Here is a 22,598-nt window from a genome sequence, read left to right as displayed (position 1 = left end):
TGGCCAGACACCGCCTCAAGCCACCTTGACCTGACCCACCGGCGATTGCTGCCGCCACCGCCCCACCCTGGCAGCGTGGATCCCCCAAGCGATCAGCAATGCCGCCAGCGCGATACCGAGCGCCAGCGCACACCATTTCAACCACACGCCGTGCTCAAACCCTGCGAGCAGCAACCACACCACGGCGCCCCAGGCGAGGCAGCTGACGCCTTGCAGCGTGCCGCCCACGCCGCCACCGCTGCGCTGGAAGTCGGCGCGGGCGCCGGGACGACCGCTCCACATGACGATGATGCCGCTGGCCAGCGACGACAGCAGCAAGGCGATCAGCGTCACCACGCCCATCACCGGCTGGTGCAGCGCCAGCCACAGTACTGGCAGCAGTACCAGGGCCAGCGGCGGTACGGTCGCCGCCGCCAGCTTGGCGCGGCGCATCAGGCTGGCGCTGCGCGGGGCGCTGGCCAGCAGGTCCGGCGCATCTTCGGCGGCCATGATGATCCAGGCCAGCGAACCGGCCAGCGACGCGCACACGAACACCAGCGAGGCGCCGGCGGCATGGTTGATGGTGGCGGAATTTTTAAAAATAATGAACCCCAGCGGCAGCATGTACAACAGGCGCAGCAGCACTTGGGTGAGCAGGCGCGTATCGCGCGCGATCAGGCGCCATTCCTTGACCATCGTCGCCCATACCAGGCCGCGACCGAAATTGAAACGCGGGCCGCCGGACGGCGCTGCCGCCGCCCGGCCCGACCCGGCCGCCTGCTGCACGCCGCTGACAAAAAAGCCCCGGGTCGTGCGCGTGGTGAAGAAGAACAGCACCACACCGGCCGCCAGCAGGCCGGCCAGCGGCGCCGGCTGGCCCAGCACGGCGTGACCGAGCCACAACACGCCCGACCAGTCGCCGTGGAGCATCTCCTGCAAGCGCGCGCCCAGCTCGTTGCGGCTATTGGCCGCCTGCGACAGCAGGAATACCAGCGCCCCCGCCACGGCCGACAGCACCTGCACCAGCACCTTGGTGCGGCGCGCACCGATCAGGCGCACCAGGATCAATGTGAGCAGCATCGCGCAAGACGATACCAGCAGCGCCAGCGCAATCACCACCACGTACAGCGCCAGCCATTGCGGATGGCCGGTCAGCAAACCCATGTTGGCCAGCGGCGCCAGGAAGAACAGGAAGACGCCGGCCACGCTGACCACGATGCCCAGCAAGCGCGCAAAGAAAATACTCTTGGCCGGCAGCGGCGACGACAGCAGCAAGTCCAGGTCGCCCCGCTCGAACAGCGCGGCCACGCTGCCGCGCAAGGCTGTCGCCAGCATCAGCGTCACGCCCACCAGCAAGGCGGCCGTGGCCAGGATGGCCGCCAGCGCCGGCGTCGGGCCATGGCGATGGATGAGAGGAATGAGCAGGTATGCGCCCCAGTGCAGGAGCAGTTGCAACACCACAGTGAGCGACGTGCCGAGCCAGCTGGCGCTGATCTTGCCATTGGCGCGCAGCTTGCGCGTGGCGCTGAAATACATGCGCACCTCGTGGCGCAGCAGCCACCAGGTCCCGCCCGGGGCGCCGTTCAGTTTCGTCATGCCGGCTCCCCGGTCAGTTGCAGGAACACGTCCTCCAGCGTGCCAGCGGCGCCCAGGCCAGCGAGTGCGCGCAGTTCGTCCAGCGTGCCCTCGGCAATCAGGCGACCGGCGCGGATCACGCCGATGCGTTCGGCCAGGCGCTCGGCCACCTCCAGGATGTGGGTGGTAAGCACCACGGTGCCGCCATCGACCACGTGCTGTTGCAGCAGATCCTTGACCTGGCGGGCGGCGGCAGCATCGAGGCCGGTGAGCGGCTCGTCGAGGATCAGCAATTGCGGCGAGTGGATCAGGGCGCCGGCCAGCGCCAGCTTTTGCTTCATGCCGCGCGAAAAACCCTCGGTCAGTTCGTGCGCGTGTTTGGTCAGGTCAAGCCAGTCGAGCAGGTGGCGCGCGCGCGGCTCGGCCTCCGCCGCACCGATGCCCCACAGGCCGGCAACGAATTCCAGGTACTCGGTGGGCTTGAGCTTGGCGTAAACCATCGGTTCGTCGGGCAGGTAGGCCAGGTGGCGCTTGGCGGCGGCCGGGTCGTGCAACATATCGACACCCAGCACTTCCACGCTGCCGCTGTCGGGCGCCAGCAGGCCGGTAGCCATGCGCAAGGTCGTGGTCTTGCCGGCGCCGTTGGGGCCGAGCAGCGCATAAAACTCGCCGCGGCGCACCGCCAGGTCGAGATGATCGACAGCCGGGCGGCCGAACGACTTGGACAGGGATTTCAGACGCAGGGCATGGTTGGGCATGGCGTAAGCGGTATTTTATTGATAACAAGCAATATTGACCGAAGCGTTGAATGATGTCCAGTATAAAATTATCCAATCGGCAAGTTGAGTCAGGCTGTTGCGCTCGCCGATCCGGGTTTTTACTTACTCAATGATTAAATTACCGTGATTAGCCCTCTGCGGAACACGGAATTTGCACAAACTACACGTGGAACGTCTAAAATATTCGTTTGGGTTAGTTGACCGCTAACACTCCTGCCGTCTGGCACCGATCCAATTTGGTAAAACCGAGGGAATCAACATGGCAACAGAAAAATCTAAAATCATTTACACCCTGACCGACGAAGCGCCGCTGCTGGCGACTTATTCCCTGCTCCCGATCATCCAGAAGTTCACCGCCCCGGCCGGCGTCGACGTTGTCGCCAGCGACATTTCCGTCGCCGCCCGCGTGATCGCCGAATTCCCCGAGTTCCTGACCGAAGCGCAGCGCCTGCCGAACACGCTGGCCGAACTGGGCGCACTGACCCAGAATCCCGACACCAACATCATCAAGCTGCCGAACATCAGCGCGTCCGTCTCGCAGCTGCAAGCGGCCATCCGCGAACTGCAAGGCAAGGGCTACGCCCTGCCCGACTACCCGGAAGATGCCAAAACCGACGAAGAAAAAGCGCTGAAGGCACGCTACGGCAAGTGCATCGGCTCGGCCGTGAACCCGGTCCTGCGCGAAGGTAACTCCGATCGCCGCGCGCCAAAAGCGGTCAAGGAATACGCCCGCAAGCACCCGCACTCGATGGGCGAATGGAGCCAGGCTTCGCGCACCCACGTGTCGCACATGCATGCCGGCGACTTCTACCACGGCGAAAAATCGATGACCATCGGCGAAGCGCGCGACGTCAAGATGGAACTGATCACCGCGTCGGGCAAAACCATCGTGCTCAAACCGAAGGTTTCGCTGCAAGCCGGTGAAATCATCGACAGCATGTTCATGAGCAAAAAAGCGCTGCTCGATTTCTACGAGAAGGAAATCGACGACGCCTACAAAACCGGCGTGATGTTCTCGCTGCACGTCAAGGCCACCATGATGAAGGTGTCGCACCCGATCGTGTTCGGCCACTGCGTGCGCATCTTCTACAAGGAAGCGTTCGAAAAGCACGCCAAGGTCTTCGAAGAACTGGGCGTAAACGTCAACAACGGCATGTCCAACCTGCTGGAAAAAATCGAAAAGCTGCCAGCGTCGCAGAAGGACGAAATCCTCAAAGACCTGCACGCCTGCCTGGAACACCGTCCGAAGCTGGCCATGGTCGATTCGGCCAAGGGCATCACCAACTTCCATTCGCCGAACGACGTGATCGTCGATGCGTCGATGCCGGCGATGATCCGCATCGGCGGCAAGATGTGGGGCGCCGATGGCCGCACTGCCGACGTCAAGGCGGTAATGCCGGAATCGACTTTTGCCCGTATCTACCAGGAGATGATCAACTTCTGCAAATGGCACGGCAACTTCGACCCGACCACCATGGGTACCGTGCCGAACGTGGGCCTGATGGCGCAGCAAGCCGAAGAATACGGCTCGCACGACAAGACCTTTGAAGTGACCGAAGGCGGCATCGCCAACATCACCGACCTGGCAACAGGCGAAGTGCTGCTGACCCAAACCGTGGAAGAAGGCGATATCTGGCGCATGTGCCAGGTCAAGGACGCGCCGATCCGCGACTGGGTCAAGCTGGCCGTGACCCGCGCGCGCAACTCGGGCATGCCTGCCATCTTCTGGCTCGACCCGTATCGTCCGCACGAAAACGAAGTGATCAAGAAGGTACAAACGTACCTGAAAGACCACGACACCAGCGGCCTGCATATCGAAATCATGTCGCAAGTGCGCGCCATGCGCTACACGCTGGAGCGTGTCTCGCGCGGCCTGGACACCATCTCGGTGACCGGCAACATCCTGCGCGACTACCTGACCGACCTGTTCCCGATCCTGGAGCTGGGCACCTCGGCCAAGATGCTGTCGATCGTCCCGCTGATGGCTGGTGGCGGCATGTACGAAACCGGCGCCGGCGGTTCGGCGCCGAAACACGTGAAACAGCTGGTGGAAGAAAACCACCTGCGCTGGGATTCGCTGGGCGAGTTCCTGGCACTGGCCGTGTCGCTGGAAGAGCTGGGCATCAAGCAGGACAACAACAAGGCCAAGATCCTGGCGAAAACGCTCGATGCAGCGACCGGCAAACTGCTGGACAACAGCAAGTCGCCTTCGACCCGCACCGGCGAGCTGGACAACCGTGGCAGCCACTTCTACCTGTCGCTGTACTGGGCCCAGGCCCTGGCCGCGCAGACCGACGACGCCGAACTGCAAGCGCACTTCGCGCCGCTGGCCAAGACCCTGTCGGAAAACGAAACCACGGTCGTGGAAGAATTGGCCAAGGTACAAGGCCAGGCAGTCGATATCGGTGGCTACTACCAGCCTGATCCAGCCAAGACCGCTGCCGCAATGCGTCCTAGCGCGACCTTCAACGCTGCGCTCGATACGATCTAAGCTGTAAATAAGGGGGCGAACGCCCCTTGGTACGCAGCCCCGTCAGCGCCAGCGCTCACGGGGCTTTTTTCACTTCAGCACCCACATCCAGGCACTCAACGTAAAGAACGACGCCACCATGCACAGCAACAAGGTCGTCGCGCTGCGGTCCGCCTCGCCATACGCCTGCCCCAGGATCGGATAAATACTGAGCATCGGCATCGCCGCCATCAGCAGCGCCGCTGCCCGCAGTTGCGGTTCCATCGGCGCCACGCCCAGGACGGTGACCACGGTCAGTACCAGCAGCACCGCCAGCGGATGGCCCACCAGCTTGCCCAGCACCACCGGCACCACTTTTTGCCAGCCCGAGCGCAACGGCAAGCCCACCAGCATGCCGCCGATGGCAAACAGCGACAGGCCGCCACTGGCCTGGGCGAACAGGTTCACGGTGCGCAGCAGCGGTTGCGGCAGGTCCACCTGCGCCAGGCTGATCGCCAGGCCGGCCGACACCGCCAGCACCAGCGGATTGCGGGCAAGGCGCAGCAATGATTGCCGCAGCACCTGCGACCACGTGCCGCCATTGCCGCGCGCGCTCTCGGCCAGCGCCAGCAGCAGCGGCAACATCAGCAGGTTTTCGATCAGGACATTGAGTGCCAACGCCACGCCGGCTACGGGCGCGACCATCAGCAGCAAGATCGGATAGCCGATAAAGCTGCTGTTCGAGCACGACACGCCCATGGCGAGAAACGTGCTGCGGGTACCGTTCCAGCCGCACAGGCGGCGGCCGATCAGGTAGGCGGTACTCATCGACAGCAGCGAACCGCCCAGGTAGGCCAGCAAGTACGTCGGATGCAGCACGTCGGAGATGTGGCGCTGCGCCAGCGCGTTGAAAATCAGCGCGGGCAGCGCCAGGTTCAGCACGAACTTGCCGAACACGGCCATGTCGGCGCGGTTGAACACGCCGGACCGGGTGGCCAGGTAACCAGCCAGCACCACCAGGTAGATGGGGCTGGTGATCGCCAGGATGTCTAACACTACGCTTTGCTGGACCGGGTGCCCAGCGAACGCAGCCAGGCGATGATGCCCGGCAGGATGGACAGGAACACGATGCCCAGCACCACGGCGGTCAGGTTGTTGCTGACCCATGGAATGTTACCGAACATGTAGCCGGCCAGCAGCAGGCTGCCCACCCAGATCAGGCCGCCGACCACGTTGTACATGAAGAACACGCGTGCCGGCATCGAGCCGAGCGCGGCCACGAACGGCGCCAGCGTGCGCACGATCGGCACGAAGCGGGCCAGGATGATGGTCTTGCCGCCATGGCGCTCGAAGAATTTTTGCGTGAGGACGATGTGTTCGGCTTTCAGCAACGGAATGCGCGACGTATCGACCGCCTTGCGCCGCACATAGGTGCCGATGGCAAAGTTGAGCGCGTCGCCGGTGATGGCGGCGGTGAGCAGCAGGAAAAACAGTATCCACGGATCGAACAGCCCCTTGGCGGCCAGCGCGCCAGCGATGAACAGCAGCGAATCGCCGGGCAGGAACGGCATGATGACCACGCCGGTTTCGATGAAAATCACGGCGAACAGCAGCAGGTAAATCCAGTGGCCGTATGCCGCCACCAGTTCGGACAGGTGCACGTCGAGGTGCAGGAACCAGGCGCTCAGCAGGGTCAGAAATTCGTGCATTGGTTGTTTCTTTCAGGGCAAGATGAATGGTCAACCGCCATTCTAATATAGCCCGGACAACGATAGGGTTTTGTTAATGCTCTACCGGGCCCGGGCCTGTTTGCCTATTTGCGTGCCGCCGCGCGGCGCTCCCAGAACGTGGCGTTCTTGATGCCCAGCTTGACCGGATCGAAAGTGATCTTGCCACCGGCCTTGAGCTGCTGCTCGTAATCGCGCAGGCAGACGATGGTCGGGCGCGAGATGAAGAAGATAATCAGGATGCCGATGATGTTAATCCACGCCATCAGGCCCACGCCGATGTCGCCGAGGTTCCAGATATAGCCGGCGCTGTTGATAGTGCCAAACACGACCATCGCCATGATCAGCAGCTTGACCACGACCAGCGGCACGCTGCGCTTGAAGTACTGGTTCAGGTACGCGACGTTGGTCTCGGCAATATAGTAATAGGCGACAATGGTAGTAAAAGCAAAGAAGAACAACGCCAGCGCCACGAAGATGGGGCCGAAGCTGCCGAACGTACTTTGCAGCGCCATCTGGGTGAACGCAGCCGAACCGATCTCGGTATTGGCCGGCAGGTTCTGCACCAGGAACTGGCCATCGGGCAGCGTGCCCTGCACATTGTATTGGCCAGTGATGAGGATCATCAGCGCGGTGGCGGTGCACACCAGCAAGGTATCGACATAGATCGAGAACGCCTGCACCAGGCCCTGCTGCGACGGGTGCTCGGTTTCGGCCGCGGCGGCCGCGTGGGTGCCGGTGCCCTGTCCCGCTTCGTTCGAATACACGCCACGCTTGACGCCCCAGCCAATCGCCGCACCCATGCCGGCCTGGGCCGAAAACGCATCCGAGAAGATCAGCGAGAACATGCCCGGCAGCTTGTCCACATTCATGCCGACGACGATCAGCGCCAGCACGATGTAGCCGAACGCCATGAACGGCACCACGTACTCCGCAAACTGGGCGATACGCTGGATGCCGCCGAAAATGATCACCCCCAGCACCAGCAGGATCACCGCCAGGCCGGCCAGCTTGTGGGTGCCAACACTGCCCATGAAGGTATCGACCATGGCGCCGTCGCCAAAGATCTGCGTCACCGCGTTACCCACGGCGTTGGCTTGCACGCCGGGCAGGAAGATGCCGCAGGAAATCACGGCCGAGATGGCGAACAGCGCGCCAAGCCACGGCCAACCGAGGCAGCGCGTGAAGAAATAGGCGGAACCACCGCGGTACTGGCCGTTCTCTTCGACCTTGTAGAGCTGGCCCAGTGTCGATTCGGCATACGCCGTGCTGGCGCCCAGGAAGGCCACCATCCACATCCAGAAAACCGCACCGGGACCGCCAAAACCAATGGCGGCGGCCACGCCGGCGATATTGCCCACGCCAACCCGGCCGGACAGCGACACGGCCAGCGCCTGGAACGACGAGATGCCGGAAGCGGTGTCACGTTTTTTGAACAGCAGGCGCAGCATTTCGGTAAACAGGCGCACCTGGACGAATCGGGTCTGGATCGAATAAAACAGTCCGGCGCCGAGGCACAAATAAATCAGCGCAGGACTCCAGATTACGCCATTCAAACTGCTGATAAAAGCTTCCATCAATTTTTGTCCTTGCATCGCGGGGGTCTGGGTACATGGCAGTGTTGCGGATACAAACACGGCCACAAGCCGGGGCATTGTGCGTGACCTTGTACGAGATTGCAACGTTGAAAGAGCAATCAATCGACGCAAGAATGCATCAAACAACACCTTTCACCAGCAGGGTGCGGCGATGCGCGCGCGCGGTGCGGATCCGCGCGCGATGCACCAGATTCGACACCATCGGCGCTGCTACTGCGCCAGGTCCGGATAACGCTCGAGCAGCGCGCTGGTCACGCCGTTGGTCCAGCCGAAGCCGTCCTGGGTCGGATATTCTCCTCCGCCGCCGCTTCTGCGTTCCTCGACGTCGTATTTTTCCAGCAGCTTGCCGGTTTCCACCCAGGTGCGGTGCACGGTGGCGACCCAGCGTTTGGCGATCTCGCGCGCCAGCGGGGCGTGGCCGTAGCGTGCAAGGCCGTCGATGGCGATCCATTGCAGCGGCGCCCAGCCGTTGGGAGCATCCCACTGCTGGCCTGTGCGCAGCAAGGTGGTGCGCAGGCCGCCTTCAGCGAGCAGCTGTTTTTGCGTGGTGTCGGCCACGGCCGCCGCCTGTGCCGGCGTGGCAATGCCGACCCACAGCGGATAATAGGTCGCGGCGCTCAGCACCCTGGTCGGCCGCTGCTGGCGCAGGTCGTAATCGGCGTAGCGCTGCTCGGCGGCAACCCAGAAGATGCGGTTGATCGCCGCTGCGCGCCTGGATTTGGCCTGGTTGAACCGGGTGGCGCAGCTGGTGTCGCGCGCGGCCTCGCAACGGCGCGCTACTTCGCCCTCCAGCTGGTACAGCAGGCTGTTGAGATCCACCGGCGCGATCGCGGTGGTGTGCACGGTGGACAGGCGCTGCGGATCGTCCTGCCACCGCGACGAAAAGTCCCAGCCGCTTTCGGCTGCCGCGCGCAAGTCGCGGTACAGCTCCGGTTTGGAACGGTCGGTATCCTTCGCAGTGTCGAGGTCGGGTTGCGTTGCTTCGTCGCGCGGCGTGTCTTTCGCATCCCAGTAGCGGTTGAGGATGGTGCCGTCGGCGAGGCGTACCACGTGTTCACACGCGCCCTGCCCCGTCTTGGGCAGGCACGCCGTGCCGCGCATCCAGTAAGCATGTTCGCGCTTGAGCGCAGCGAGCAGGCGGGCTTCCGCCCTGGCGTCGGCCTTGGCGTCGCCCAGCGGTTTCAATTGCGCCATGGCTGCGAAGAACGGCGGCTGCGAGCGGCTCAGGTAGTAGCTGCGGGTACCGTTGGGGATATGGCCGTAGCGTTCAATGAGGCTCTGAAAACCGGTGATCATCGAATCGACCAGGTCGCTGCGATGGTCGGCTTGCAAGCCCAGCATGGTGAAGTACGAATCCCAGTAATAAATCTCGCGGAAGCGCCCGCCCGGCACCACGTAATTGGCCGGTAGCGCCAAGGCCGACGACCACTTGGGCGGATCGAGCGGCGGGCGCGTCAGTACCGGCCACAGCGAGGCGATGTGCTGGCGCAGCGTGATGGTGGCCGGCGCGGGCAGCTCGAAATGGCGTTCGACGAATGCTTGCAGCGCGGCCTTGTCCTGCGGCTGCTCTTGCCGGTACTTGGCCAGGATCGCTTGCGGATCGGACCTGGGCACGGCATCGGCAAAGGTCTTGGCGTCTGGATAGATATGAGCGGTCTGCACCGCCTGGTACAGGGGACCGAACAGTTGTTGCGGCGTGGGCACGTCCTGCGGCGCGGTTGCGGTTGCGGGGACAGGTGCGGCTGGGGCTGCGGCTAGGACTTGGGCCTGGGCCGGGACTGCGCTTGCGCTTGCGCTTGCGCTTGCGGCAGGTTGCCGTTGTGCCGTGGCAGGCGCGCCGGCCGCCAGAATTATTACGCCTGCCAACAGCAGCGCGCTGCGTGGTGTATTGGTCCCCTTCATCGTGTCTCCCGTCGTGGCGCGCCACCGGCGGCGCGCTTGCGGACTCGATAGTACCCCAGCAGCAAATTCCAGCTTGTCCCGGTGGCGGTGGCTACTTGCCCGGCGCCGGCGTCAACACCTGCAATGCCGCCGACACGTACACCAGCGGCGCGTTCCAGTTGATGGCGATCTCGTTGCTGGCGTACGAGCAGGCGTCGTCGAGGTAGGCCCGGGCCGGCAGCGCTGATGCGTACTGCGCCTTGCAGTCCTTCTGGTCTTCGCGGCCCGGCTGCGGGCCGCCGACCACGAAGCCCGGCACCGGTGCGGCGATGCCGTCCGCCGCCGACGGCCGGTGGTGCGGGTGCTGCGCCGAGCGGGCGCCGAAGCCGGTCACGAACGACAGATCGACGGCGTTGCGGCCCATGATGACATCGAAATTGGCCTGCGCCGCGTCGAGGTAGGCGCGCTTGCCGGTCAAGCGGTAGCCGTGCACCAGCACCATGGCCTGGTTCAGCACCACGGCATTGCTGCCCCAAACATAGTCGGCGGTCTGCATGGCAAAGCCATAGGCCGAGCGCTGCGTCACTGCCGCCAGCTGGCTCGATAACGCGTCGATGCGGCTGGCGATCAGCGCCTGGTCGGCCACCGGATTCAAGTGCTGGCGATGGCGCGCCAGCGACAGCCACGCCAGGCCGCTGACCTCGCCCCACGTCGGCACCGTGGCCTGCAGCGCGGGCGCCTGCATGGCCTGGTAATAGGCAGGATCGCCGGTGGTGATGAACAGTTCGGCGGCGGCCCACGCAAATTCGTCGCGCACGTCCTTGTCGCCGTACTCGCCGGTCTTGATGTCGGCCGGCTGCTGATAGTAAGCCTTGGGGTTGGCCCGGGCCCAGCGCCAGGCCTGCTCGGCAGCGGTGCGCATGCGTGCAGCCATGCCGGGCAGTTGCTTGTCGTAGGGTGCGAGTACGCGGCTGGCGGTGGCCATCACGGCGGCAAAGTCGAGTGCGGCGGCGGTGGTCTTTTGCACGACGTAGCGCTGTTGGCGGGCGTCGGCGGGCATCACGTAACCGTCGAAGTTTTTATCGGTAAGCTTGTGATAGACACCGCCGTCATTGGGGTCCTGCATGGTCAGCATCCATTCCAGGTTCCACAGCGTTTCGTTGAGGAGGTCGGGAATGCCGTTGCCGCTCTCGGGGATATTCAGGGCCTGCGTTTGGAAGAACGCCGGGAAGTCTTCCCACGCGGCCAGCAAGGTGTAGGTGGCGATGCCCGAGTTGACGATGTACTTGTTGTAGTCGCCGGCGTCGTACCAGCCTTTCGGGCTGGAGATGATGGTGCCGGCCGGCCGCGCCGGGGATGCGGCCGAGGCATGCACCATCACACTGGTATCCGGGTGGCCGGCCGCGCGCGCGTAGGCGCCGGCATGCTGCTTGTCGAGCGCGATGCCGGCGCGGTTGTAGTAATAGGCGCGGATGGCGCCGGCATTCAGGGCCTGGTAGGCGCCGGGGGCGACCTCGAACGGCAGCGAATCGGGCAGACCTGCCACGCGCAAGCGGTAGCGTCCCGGCGTGGTGAGCGTCGAAAAATCGGCCAGCCGCACCGTGTCGCCCGAGTCGGGCGCCGCCCTGGCCGCACCCAGCGTGCCGTGCCGGACCACAGCGCCGCCATCGGCCCGGATCACGGCAAAGGCCGTGGCGCCCGTCGTCGCCGCGTCCACGGGCACCACCGCCACCTTGGCCGCGCCGGGCAGAAAGCCCAGTTGATTGAGCTTGATCTCGGCAGCGGATGCGCTGGCCGCGCCCAGGCAGGCCATGGCGGCCGCCAGGTATTTCAGGGAAGTTGGCATGTCATGTCTCGTTGTTGTAATTGATTTTCCTGGCGCAGTCGGTACCGCGCTGCGGCCAGCGCAAGGCCGGCCGACACCGGCTGTTCGACAGCCACGCCCGGCGTCACCATGAAAACGATTTCACGATCATCCCCGATTTGGCTGACGCAGTCAACCGGAGGCAGTCTCCCCTACAGCGTACGCACCCAGTTACCCTTGTAGAGTATCGGGCCGGTCGGCCCGTTCGGATCGCGCGAGCCGCCCTTCGGCTCCAGCGACACGGCCAGCAGCGCCACGTCGTCGCCGATGGCGCGCCCGGGCGCGCCCAACGCCAGCGTCAGCGTGGCCTGGCCGGCCGCATCGACCAGCCCCAGCGAGCGCGGATTGCCGGACTTGGGCACCGCCCACAGTTGCAGCGATTTGTCGTCCGGCACCGGCGCGGCATGCACCACGCGCACCGTCAACTGCTGCTGGCGATGGTCGGCCGCCAGCACCAGCACTGGTTGCGCCTTGTCGTCGATCAGCGTGGCCATGTAATCGACCTGCGGCGCCCTCAGGGTATGGGTGGCCAGCATCGCTGCCAGCACCAGCGCCACCGCCGTGGAGGCCAGCGCCAGCGGACGCCAGGCGAAAGCATCGCTGCGCCAGAACTGCCAGCCCGTTGCAGCCGGGTGCAGGCCGAGGCGGCGTTCGATGCCGGTCCACACCTGCTTGCGCGGGGCCTGCGCGCCCGCAAATTCCGCCAGCGGCGCCAGGCGGTCCTGCCATTCGGCGGTGGTGCGGCGCAGTGCGGCGTCGTTGTGCAGATAGCCTTCGAAGCGCCGGCGGGCGCCGCCCTTCAATGTGCCGAGCGCATATTCGGCGGCCAGCTTTTCGCGCAGCGGCAGGTTGTCGCGCAGGTTCATGCCCGCTCTCCTTTGGCCAGACAGGCTTTGAGCTTTTCGAGGCTGCGGCGGATCCAGGTCTTGACGGTGCCGATCGGCAGCGCCATCTGCGCGGCCACCTCGCTGTGCGACAGGTCGTGGAAAAAGGCCAGGCCCACCACCTGCCGGTGCAAGCCTTCCAGCGCGGACATGCAGTAGGCCAGTGCCTTGGCGTCGCGGCTCAGTTGCAGCGCTTCGATCGGCGTGGCGCCGGGGTCGTGCAAGGCCGCCATGACCTCGGCGGCGAACGGATCGCCGTCGATTTCGGTGTCGTGATCGGTACGGCGCAGCAGGTCGAACGCCTTGTTGCGCACGATGGTCGTCATCCACGTCATCGGCGCGGCGAGGTGGCTTTGGTAGTTGCCTGCGTTATTCCAGATCGCCACAAAGCTCTCCTGTAAGACATCCTCGGCCAGTTCCCGCTTGTTCAATATACGCAGCGCGAAGCCGAACAGTTTCGGCGACGTGGCGTCATATAACGCGCGGAACGCGGCGGCATCGCGGCGGGCGGCGCCTTCGAGCCACAATCTCAGTTGCTGGGGGTCGGGGGTAATGGTGTCTGGCACGATGAGCTTGTCTGTGTGTTGGGGACGAAGTGGATTGAATTGTTGAAGCGACATGAAAATACCACACTGCGCCCGCGCACTGTACGAAAGATGAATCCGCTTTCATGCCCACTACGTAGAATCGTTTGCATAACGCAAATAAAACAGCGACTTCAGGGGACAGGATGCGATTCGACTTGGTAATGGGTGGGATGATGGCCATGGTGATGGCGCCCGGCGCGGTCGCAAGCAATGCGGCGACTGCCGCCATCGGGGAAGACGATGCCGCGCCACCGCGCGTGACCGTACTCGGTAACTACGACAACGCCGTCGGTACGTCGGACGCGGCCAGCGAAGGCACGGTCACGGCCAGCCTGATCGCCAACCGCCCCGCCCTGCGCACCGGCGAACTGCTCGAATTCGTGCCCGGCATGATCGTCACCCAGCACAGCGGCGACGGCAAGGCCAACCAGTACTTCCTGCGCGGCTTCAACCTCGATCACGGCACCGACTTTGCCACCTATGTCGATGCCATGCCGGTCAACCTGCGCAGCAACGCCCACGGCCAGGGCTACTCCGACCTCAACTTCATCATTCCCGAACTGGTGCAGCGCATCGACTACCGCAAGGGCCCCTATTTTGCCGACGAAGGCGACTTCTCTTCGGCCGGCGCCGCCCGCCTGAGCCTGGTCGATACCCTGCCGCAGGGCATCGCCACCGTCACCCTCGGCAGCTACGGCTACCAGCGCGCTTTGCTGGCCGACTCCTTCGCCGTCGCCAATGGCAGGCTGCTGTACGGCGTCGATGCCGGCCGCAACGACGGTCCGTGGGACACGCCGGAAAACGTGCGCAAGGCCAGCGCCCTGCTGCGCTACAGCAGCGGCGACGCCCGGCAAGGTTACAATGTCACCGCCATGGCTTATCGGAATCGCTGGAACGCCACCGACCAGGTGCCGCAGCGCGCCGTGCAGCAGGGCCTGATCGGCCGTTACGGCGTGATCGACCCCAGCGACGGCGGCAAGACCGACCGCGCCAGCCTGTCCTGGGCCGCGCACATCAAGACCGACGACCGCGTGACCGAGGCGGCCGCGTACATCGTGCGCTCGCGCCTGGACCTGTTCAGCAATTTCACCTATTTTTTGAACGACCCGGTCAACGGCGACCAGTTCCAGCAAAGCGAGCGGCGCACCATGACGGGCGCCAACGCCAGCACCGCGTGGCTCGCCAGCTGGGGCGGCGTCGATGTGCGCAACAAGGTCGGCGTGCAAACGCGCTACGACCATATCTCGCCTTTGGGCCTGTACGCCACCAGGGCGCGCGGACGCCTCGCCACCGTGCGCGAAGACCGCGTCAAGGAAGGCAGCGCCGGCTTCTACTTCGAAAACACCGCCTACTGGCAGCCGACCCTGCGCACGGTGCTCGGCGTGCGCCACGATGCCTACCGCTTCGACGTCAACAGCGACAAGGTGACCGCGCACCGCACGTCGCCCAAGCTGTCGATCATCCTGGGTCCGTGGGCCAGCACCGAGTACTTCATCAACTACGGCGGCGGTTTCCACAGCAACGACGCGCGCGGCGTGGTGCAGGCCGTCGATCCCGCCACGCCGCTGGTAGCCACGCGCGGCGCGGAGCTGGGCGTGCGCAGCGAATGGCTGCCCGGCCTGCAAACCTCGCTCTCGCTGTGGACCCTCGATATCGACTCGGAACTGGTATTTGCCGGCGACAGCGGCCAGACCGAAGCGAGCCGCCCGAGCCGCCGCCGGGGCGTGGAATGGACCAGCCATTACATCGCTGCGCCATGGCTGCTGTTTGACCTCGATTTGTCCGCCTCGCGCGCCCGCTACCGCCAGGACGACCCGGCTGGCAACTACGTGCCCGAGTCGCTGAGCAAGGTGGCCTCGTTCGGCGTCACCGTCAAGGACCTGGACCGCTGGCAGGGCGCGCTGGAAGTGCGCTACTTCGGCCAGCGTCCGCTGATCGAAGACAACAGCGTGCGCTCGAAGTCCACCACGCTGGTGTATGGCCGCATCGGCTACCAGCTCACGCCGCGCACCCGCGTCACGCTCGACGGTTTCAATCTGCTCAACCGCAAAGCGAGCGACATCGATTACTACTACGCCTCGCGACTGCCGGGCGAGCCGGCCGAAGGCGTAAACGACATCCATTTTCACCCGGTCGAGCAGCGCACCGCGCGGCTCACGCTGAATCACCGTTTTTAACAATGTAAAAAAATAATTATCAAATCTGAATCCGGCGTCTATCGTGCGCCGTATAGGAGTGGGCAGCAACCGCAGTCGTGCAGGTACGGAAGTTACAATCAAAAGGGGATATACAATGCAAACGTTTATGAAACATGCGCTCGGCATGGCAGTACTGGGCACCCTGGCTGGCGCGCTGGCGCCGGCAGCGCTGGCATCGAGCCACCGCGAAGCACCGTTCGTCACCCAAAGTCCAAAAGTCGATGGCACCGACTTTTACATGTTCCGCAGCTACGAGACGGGCCGCGCCGGCTTCGTCACCCTGATCGCCGACTACGTGCCATTGCAGGACGCCTACGGCGGCCCGAACTACTTCGCGATGGACCCCAACGCGCTGTACGAAATCCATATCGATAACAACGGCGACGCCAAGGAAGACCTCACCTTCCAGTTCCGCTTCACCAATACCAACAAGGACACCAAGCTGACCATCGGCGGCAAGTCGATGTCGATCCCGCTGGTGGTCAACGGCGGCGCCATCGCCGGCGCCAACGCCCCCGGCGCCAATGTGCGCGAAACCTACACCATCAACGTGGTGCGCGGCGACCGCCGCACCGGCACCAGGGCCGCAGTGTCCAACGCCGCCGGCGCCACTACCTTCGACAAGCCGCTCGACAATATCGGCAACAAGTCGATCCCCGACTACGCCGCGTATGCCGCCGCCCATGTCTATAGCGTCAATATCCCCGGCTGCGCCACGCCCGCGCGCGTGTTTGTCGGCCAGCGCAAGGATCCGTTCGTGGTCAACCTGGGCGAGACCTTCGACCTGGTCAATATCAAGGCCCCGGCCGTGGAATTTGCTGCCAACGCCGAACGCGCCGCCAAGGACGACCTGGCGCAAAAGAACGTGACCTCGATCGAAATGGAAGTAGCCAGCAGCTGCCTGACCGCTGCCAACAGCACCGACCCCGTGATCGGCGGCTGGACCACGGCCAGCGTGCGCCAGGCGCGCGTGCTGAACCCGACGCCGAACAGCTCCACGCCATCGAAGGAAGGCGGCGCCTGGACCCAGGTATCGCGCCTCGGCGCGCCGCTGGTCAACGAGGTGGTCATCGGTTTGAAAGACAAGGACACCTTCAACGCCAGCAAGCCGTCTGGCGACACCAGGTTCGCCGACTACGTCACCAACCCTACCCTGCCTGCGCTGATCGAAATCCTGTACGGCAACGCCGGCGCCAAGGCGCCGACCAATTTCCCGCGTAACGACCTGGTGGCCGCGTTCCTCACCGGCGTCAAGGGCCTGAACCAGCCGGCGACGGTCACCGCCTCCGAGATGCTGCGCCTGAACACTTCGACGCCTGTCGTGGCGATGGGGGCGCAAAACCGCCTCGGCGTGATCGGTGGCGACAATGCCGGTTTCCCGAACGGCCGCCGTCCCGGCGACGACGTGGTCGATATCGCGCTGCGCGTGGTGATGGGCAAACTGTGCACGCTCAACCTCGGTTGCGCGCCAGCCGATGCACCGGCCGGCGCCCTGCGCTTTACGGACGGCGCATACCTGGACGACAGCTTCTTCAACGCCAGCTTCCCGTACCTGAAAACCCCGATCGCCGGTTCGCCACAGACTGCGGCCACCACGACCGCTGCCAGGAGCGCACCATGAAAAAACTGATGGCAGTAATAGGCGCTATAGCGCTGCTGGCACTGGCCGGCTGCGGCAGCAGCGATGACCATGCGATCAGCAACAACGGCGGCGGCAACGGTGGCGGCGGCACCACGCCGCCGGTCAGCATGGTGGACGCATTTTATGCTGCCGTTCTGGCGCTGATCGGCGACGGCGCCGAGACCACCACCGAGCCGGTCGCCACCGACAGCATGGTAGCCACCGCGCCCGAGGATACGGAACCTGTGGCCGTAAAATAAGCAGTCAGGCGTGAACCCGGCGCCGGTCCCGATCAAGGACCGGCGCCGGTTGCCATTAACGGATGCATCGATGACCCGAATTCAGACACTGCTTGCCCTGTTTGCGCTGCTGAGCCCTGCCCTGGGCGCACATGCTGCGCCCTACCTGCCCGCCAGCGGCACACAAGTGATCGAAACCCTGCCGCGCCGGGGCGATCCGGTGCAGCAGGAGCTGCGCCGCCTGCGCGCGCAATTGAACGCCCAGCCCAATGACGTGGCGCTGGCCACCACGCTGGCGCGCCGCTACATCGCGCTGGGCCGCAGCGAGACCGACCCGCGCTACCTCGGCTACGCCCAGGCCGCGCTGGCGCCGTGGTGGAAGCAGGCCGCGCCGCCACCGCCAGTGCGCCTGCTGCGCGCCACGCTGCTGCAAAGCACCCACCAATTTCCCGCCGCGCTGGCCGACCTGCAAGGCGTGCTGGCGGTCGAACCGCAAAACGCCCAGGCGTGGCTCACGCTGGCCACGGTGCAAACCGTGCAGGGCGACTATGCCAACGCCACCAGCAGTTGCGCACGGCTGTCGTCGCTGGCCAATGAACTCATTACCGTCACCTGCGTGGCCCAGGTGGGCGGCATCACCGGCCGCGCGCTGCAAAGCGAGCAGCTGCTGGCGTTGACGCTCGAGCGCAGTGGCACGACCACGCCAGAGTTGCAGGTATGGGTGCTGACCCTGTTGGCCGAAATGGCGCAGCGGCGCGATGCCGTGACGCTGGCCGAAACCCGTTTCCAGCGCGCACTGGCGCTCGACCCGCACGACAGCTATCTGCTCGGCGCCTATTGCGACTTCCTGCTCGATCAAAAGCGCCCATCGCGCGTGGAAGCGCTGCTGGCCGACCAGACCCGCATTGACGCCCTGCTGCTGCGCCGCGCGCTGGCGCTGCAGCAGCAAGGCAAGACCGCGCCCTTGGCCGCCGACGTTGCGGAACTGGCCGCGCGTTTCGACGCCGCCATGCTGCGCGGCGACACCGTGCACCAGCGCGAACAGGCCCGCTTCGAGCTGCTGCGGCGCGACACCGCCAGGGCCCTGACCTTGGCGCGCAAGAACTGGGCGGTCCAGAAAGAGCCTGCCGACATGCGCATCTATCTTGAAGCGGCCCTGCAAGCGCGCGACCGCGAGGCTGCGCAACCGGTGATCGACTGGATTGCCAAGCACAAGACCGAAGATGCAGCTGCCGCGAAGCTGGTACGCCAGCTCGGGGAGTCCGCATGATGCCCCAGTGGCTGGTGCGGCTGTGCTGCTTGCTCTCCCTGTGCGGCGTGGCGCTGCCGGCGCTCGCCCACAAGCCCAGCGACAGCTACCTGGCGCTCGACGTGCGCGGCGCGCAGGTGAGCGGGCAGTGGGACATTGCGCTGCGCGACCTCGATTTCGCCATCGGCCTGGACCAGGACGGCGACGGCAAGCTGACCTGGGACGAGATTCGCGCGCGCCACGCGGCGATTGCCGCCTATGCGCTCGAACGCCTGGCGCTAACGACGAGCCAGGGGCCGTGCACGCTCAAGGCGAACCAACAGCTGATCGACAACCACACCGACGGTGCCTACAGCGTGCTGCGCTTCACCGCCACCTGCCCGGCCGCCGTCAAGTCGCTGGACCTCGACTACCGGCTGTTTGCAGACGTCGATCCGCAACACAAGGGCCTGCTGCGCCTGACCCACGATGGCGCGACTTCGACCGCCATTTTCGATCCGCAGCACGCGCGCCAGACGCTGGCGGTGGCCGCGCCCGACCGCTGGCGCCAGTTCGCCACGTACATCAAGGAAGGCGTGTGGCATATCTGGATCGGCTACGACCACATCCTGTTCCTGCTGTCGCTGCTGTTGCCGGCCGTGCTGCTCGCGCCACCGGCGAACAACCTGCGCGGCGCCTTTATCGACGTGCTGAAAGTGGTCACCGCGTTCACGCTGGCGCATTCGCTCACGCTCACGCTGGCCAGCCTGTCGCTGATCTCCCTGCCCTCGCGGCTGGTGGAGTCGGCGATTGCAGCGTCGGTGGTGCTGGCGGCGGTAAACAATATCTATCCGCTGTTCCGCACCCGGCGGCCGGTGGCGGCGTTCGCGTTCGGCCTGCTGCACGGCTTCGGCTTTGCCAGCGTGCTCGGTGACCTGGGCTTGCCGCAGGGCGCGCTGATCACCAGCCTGCTGGGCTTTAACGTGGGCGTGGAACTGGGCCAGTTGTGCATCGTGGCGGTGTTCCTGCCGCTGGCGTATGTGCTGCGCCATACGCGGTTCTACCGCTGGCTGCTTACCGGCGGCTCGGCGCTGATCGCGTTGCTGGCGTTGGCGTGGTTCGTGGAGCGGGCATTCGATGTGCAACTGTTCGGCGCCTGAGGCCACCATGCGGTGACCAGTTGATCTATACTCGGTCATGGTCCTTTGGAGGCTGTGCCCGTGCCCATCAACTACTCACTCAACTACTCGCGGCGGCTAACCGGCCGCACCCGCACCCAGCCGGCCAACCGGCAACTGGGCTGCATGCTGGCCTTTATCGCCGGTGCGGTCAACGCGGGGGGCTTCCTGGCGGTGCAGCACTACACGTCGCACATGACCGGCATCGTCTCGGCCATGGCCGACCAACTGGCGCTGGGCATGTACAGCCTGGTGCTGGTGGGTTTCAGTGCGCTGGTGTCGTTCCTGCTGGGCGCCACCTTATCGACCCTGATGGTGCGCCATTCGCGCCAGCGCAACCTGCACAGCGAATATGCGCTGCCGTTGCTGGTGGAAGCTGGCCTGCTGCTGTGCTTTGGCTTGTTGGGCAGCCAGATCAGCGGCTTTAACGGTTTTTATGTGTCGGCCACGGTGATGCTGCTCAGCTTTATCATGGGCCTGCAAAATGCCGTGATCACCAAGCTGTCCAACGCCGAAATCCGCACCACCCACATCACCGGCGTGATCACCGATATCGGCATCGAACTGGGCAAGCTGCTGTGCCCGGACGCGAAGGCTCCAGACCGCGCCCGCCTGCGTTTGCTGGCCATGCTGGCGCTGTGCTTTTTTGTCGGCGGCGTGACCGGCGCGCTCGGTTTCAAGCACCTCGGCTACTCGGCCACGGTGCCGCTGGCGGTGACCTTGATGGCGCTGTCCATCATCCCCATCGCCGACGACCTGCTCGACTACCTGCGCCAGCGGGGCCGGCGCAGGTAGTCCGGCAAATCAGCGTTACTTTGCCTTGCGCACCATCACGTTCGGCACCGGCGGCGTTGCCATGCCTTCGCCGATGAAGAAGCTCGGGTAAGGCGGCTGGTTGTAGGCGGTGTTTTGCCATGCCACGGCCACGCGGTACTGCGGGTCGTGCATCAGCGTCACCAGGCGGCGTTCGGTCGGGTGCGGCGTGGTGTACACGCGCAGGAACTTCTCGTCCGGCGTGTGCCAGATCACTTCCTCGCGCCAGTCGCCCAGCAGGTCGGCCGACACCACCGGCACGTTCTTGGTGCCGTTCGACGCGACCACGCCGTCCGCCTGCAGCAGCGTGTGCGATTTGCCTGCCTTCCAGTCCCACTTGTTGATGCGGTTCTTGTCGAACAGTTCGCGCAGGTCGTCGCCGTCCCACCAGACCACGAAGCTCGCTTCGCCGGGACGCTTGACGCCGTCGATCGGCTTGCCCTGCGCCGTGTACAGCGTGGTGCTGTTGGTGGCCCAGGCCTCCGTGCCGGGGAAGCGCGGGTCGATGTCGGCAGCCACGCCGCGGCCGGTGTCCTTCTCGGCCGGAGTACTCCACAGGATCTGGCCGGTTTTGGCGTCGAGCATGGCCGAGCCGATGCCGCCATTGCCGCGCACGTCCTCGTGGGCGCCGAACTTTTCCAGGCCCGGACGGGTGGGATCGAGGTCGCTCACGGCCATCGCATCGCCATGGCCCAGGCGCGAACTCCACAGGCCCTTGCCGTTGTCGTCGAGCGCCATGGCGCCGTAGATGATCTCGTCCTTGCCGTCGCCATCGACATCGGCCACGCTGAACTGGTGATTGCCCTGGCCGCCGAAGGCTTCATTTCCAGGAGTGGCGCTGTCGAAGGTCCAGCGCTGGGTGAGTTTGCCGTCGCGCCAGTCCCACGCCGCGACCGTGGTGCGCGCGTAGTAGCCGCGCGCCATCACGATGCTTGGGCGCTGGCCGTCGAGGTAGGCGGTACCGGCCAGGAAGCGGTCGGACCGGTTGGCATAGCCGTCACCCCAGGTCTCCTTCATTTGCTCGGCGGTCGGCGCATCGGTGCGCGGATCACGGCCTGGCCAGTACGGCGCGCTGGCCAGTGCACGGCCGGTCGGGCCATCGAAGATGGTGAGGAATTCCGGGCCTTTCAGGATGCGGCCCTGCAGCGGCGCGACCATGGTGCCGTCGGCCTTGACCACGCCGCCGGTGCGGTCGCGCGATGGTACTTCGCCGCCCTGCTCGCGCCAGTCGGCGTTCGGATCGCCCAGCACCTTGCCGGTGGCGTCGATGGTGCCATCGCTGGTGCGCACGGCCAGTTCGGCGCGGCCATCGCCATCATAGTCGTACACCTGGAACTGGGTGTAGTGGGCGCCGGCGCGGATGTTTTTACCGAGGTCGATGCGCCACAGGCGCTTGCCCTCGAGCGTGTAGGCATCCAGTATCACCGGTCCCGTATAGCCGTCGAACGCATTGTCCTTGGCGTTGGTGGGGTCCCATTTCAGGATGATTTCGTAGCGGCCATCGCCATCGAGGTCGGCCACGCTGGCTTCCTGCGCACTGTACGTGTAGGCCTGGCCGGTAGGGGTAACGCCGCCCGCCGGCTGGTCGATGGCGATGCCAAGGAAGCCGTCGGCCCACACACCGACCGGCGCGCTGGCGGCGACTTCCTTGCCGCCGGCCAGCGTGCGCACCGTGTAGCGCGACGCCCTGGTGCCGGCCTGGTCCACCAGGTTGGTGGCGCCGGCCAGCGGTTTGTCGTTGACCTTCTGGCCGTCGCGATAGACGTCGAAGGTGGTGTTCGGGGCGTCGCTGGCCAGCAGGCGCCAGCTGACCAGGTTGCCTTGTTCGACCGCAGGCACGGCCACCACGCCACGATCCAGCGCTTCCACCCAGCGCGGTGCAAGGTTGGGGGTGAACGGCGTCAAGGCAGATACCGGGCCATGCACCGAGGCGCCCAGCGCCAGGGTAGCGGCGACCAGCGCCACGCTGCGGCGCAATGTAAATACTGTTTTCATCGT

General features: G+C 65.1%; 17 protein-coding genes. 7 read left to right on the top strand and 10 right to left on the bottom strand.

The genetic code is table 11. The annotated features are described in order from the left end of the window. Window positions 1–15 precede the first annotated feature (15 nt). Window positions 16–1,575 (bottom strand): hypothetical protein, encoded by a 1,560-nt coding sequence (locus SR858_RS08245; protein WP_019922274.1) that lies wholly within the window; start codon window positions 1,573–1,575, stop codon window positions 16–18. Continuing rightward, on the bottom strand, window positions 1,572–2,312 hold the full coding sequence (locus SR858_RS08240) for an ABC transporter ATP-binding protein (protein ID WP_019922273.1): 741 nt from the start codon (window positions 2,310–2,312) through the stop codon (window positions 1,572–1,574). The genes SR858_RS08245 and SR858_RS08240 overlap by 4 nt, the downstream gene beginning before the upstream one ends. A gap of 280 nt (window positions 2,313–2,592) precedes the next feature. Between SR858_RS08240 and SR858_RS08235 the strand changes: the two genes are divergently transcribed. Beyond that, window positions 2,593–4,824 (top strand): NADP-dependent isocitrate dehydrogenase, encoded by a 2,232-nt coding sequence (locus SR858_RS08235; RefSeq protein ID WP_019922272.1) that lies wholly within the window; start codon window positions 2,593–2,595, stop codon window positions 4,822–4,824. 69 nt (window positions 4,825–4,893) lie between these two features. Here the strand turns inward: SR858_RS08235 and SR858_RS08230 are convergent, their stop codons facing one another. The 7 genes from SR858_RS08230 to SR858_RS08200 form a co-directional block, all read right to left on the bottom strand. Next, a complete protein-coding gene (locus SR858_RS08230; protein ID WP_019922271.1) occupies window positions 4,894–5,838 on the bottom strand; it encodes an AEC family transporter in 945 nt (314 codons plus the stop codon). Beyond that, window positions 5,838–6,491: a VTT domain-containing protein gene (locus tag SR858_RS08225; protein ID WP_019922270.1), complete on the bottom strand. Its 654-nt coding sequence runs from the start codon at window positions 6,489–6,491 to the stop codon at window positions 5,838–5,840. The genes SR858_RS08230 and SR858_RS08225 overlap by 1 nt, the downstream gene beginning before the upstream one ends. A 104-nt stretch (window positions 6,492–6,595) precedes the next feature. Further along, the gene (locus tag SR858_RS08220) at window positions 6,596–8,086 is read right to left on the bottom strand and encodes an alanine/glycine:cation symporter family protein (RefSeq protein WP_019922269.1); all 1,491 of its coding nucleotides are present in this window, start codon (window positions 8,084–8,086) and stop codon (window positions 6,596–6,598) included. A 231-nt stretch (window positions 8,087–8,317) separates the two neighbouring features. Then, window positions 8,318–10,009 carry an alpha,alpha-trehalase TreA gene (treA, locus tag SR858_RS08215; protein ID WP_084669988.1) on the bottom strand — a complete coding sequence of 564 codons (1,692 nt, stop codon included), beginning with the start codon at window positions 10,007–10,009 and terminating at the stop codon, window positions 8,318–8,320. 91 nt (window positions 10,010–10,100) lie between these two features. Further along, window positions 10,101–11,834: a glycoside hydrolase family 9 protein gene (locus SR858_RS08210; RefSeq protein ID WP_019922267.1), complete on the bottom strand. Its 1,734-nt coding sequence runs from the start codon at window positions 11,832–11,834 to the stop codon at window positions 10,101–10,103. 170 nt (window positions 11,835–12,004) lie between these two features. After that, on the bottom strand, window positions 12,005–12,718 hold the full coding sequence (locus SR858_RS08205) for an anti-sigma factor (RefSeq protein WP_019922266.1): 714 nt from the start codon (window positions 12,716–12,718) through the stop codon (window positions 12,005–12,007). Further along, the gene (locus SR858_RS08200; protein ID WP_026637363.1) at window positions 12,715–13,302 is read right to left on the bottom strand and encodes a sigma-70 family RNA polymerase sigma factor; all 588 of its coding nucleotides are present in this window, start codon (window positions 13,300–13,302) and stop codon (window positions 12,715–12,717) included. Before SR858_RS08200 ends, SR858_RS08205 begins: the two co-directional genes overlap by 4 nt. Window positions 13,303–13,466: 164 nt before the next feature. Here SR858_RS08200 and SR858_RS08195 point away from each other — a divergent pair, with 164 nt between their 5' ends. The 6 genes from SR858_RS08195 to SR858_RS08170 all read left to right on the top strand — a co-directional run bounded on the left by SR858_RS08195 (window position 13,467) and on the right by SR858_RS08170 (window position 20,582). Beyond that, a complete protein-coding gene (locus SR858_RS08195; protein ID WP_322534525.1) occupies window positions 13,467–15,500 on the top strand; it encodes a TonB-dependent receptor in 2,034 nt (677 codons plus the stop codon). A gap of 127 nt (window positions 15,501–15,627) precedes the next feature. Continuing rightward, a complete protein-coding gene (locus SR858_RS08190) occupies window positions 15,628–17,142 on the top strand; it encodes a DUF4331 domain-containing protein (protein WP_019922263.1) in 1,515 nt (504 codons plus the stop codon). Further along, window positions 17,139–17,402 (top strand): hypothetical protein, encoded by a 264-nt coding sequence (locus SR858_RS08185; protein WP_019922262.1) that lies wholly within the window; start codon window positions 17,139–17,141, stop codon window positions 17,400–17,402. The genes SR858_RS08190 and SR858_RS08185 overlap by 4 nt, the downstream gene beginning before the upstream one ends. 70 nt (window positions 17,403–17,472) lie before the next feature. After that, complete coding sequence (locus SR858_RS08180) at window positions 17,473–18,651, top strand: tetratricopeptide repeat protein (RefSeq protein ID WP_019922261.1); 1,179 nt, start codon at window positions 17,473–17,475, stop codon at window positions 18,649–18,651. Then, a complete protein-coding gene (locus SR858_RS08175) occupies window positions 18,648–19,769 on the top strand; it encodes a HupE/UreJ family protein (protein ID WP_019922260.1) in 1,122 nt (373 codons plus the stop codon). The genes SR858_RS08180 and SR858_RS08175 overlap by 4 nt, the downstream gene beginning before the upstream one ends. A gap of 60 nt (window positions 19,770–19,829) precedes the next feature. Beyond that, window positions 19,830–20,582, top strand: coding sequence for a YoaK family protein (locus SR858_RS08170; protein ID WP_019922259.1), 753 nt, complete (start codon window positions 19,830–19,832; stop codon window positions 20,580–20,582). A gap of 15 nt (window positions 20,583–20,597) precedes the next feature. Here SR858_RS08170 and SR858_RS08165 read toward each other — a convergent pair whose 3' ends face one another. Beyond that, complete coding sequence (locus SR858_RS08165; RefSeq protein WP_026637361.1) at window positions 20,598–22,595, bottom strand: rhamnogalacturonan lyase; 1,998 nt, start codon at window positions 22,593–22,595, stop codon at window positions 20,598–20,600. Window positions 22,596–22,598: the final 3 nt, after the last annotated feature.

It is taken from the genome of Duganella zoogloeoides, from assembly GCF_034479515.1.
Classification (GTDB): domain Bacteria; phylum Pseudomonadota; class Gammaproteobacteria; order Burkholderiales; family Burkholderiaceae_D; genus Rugamonas; species Rugamonas zoogloeoides.
The sequence above is the reverse complement of the archived record's forward strand: the minus strand, read 5'-3'. Positions and strand labels throughout refer to the sequence as shown.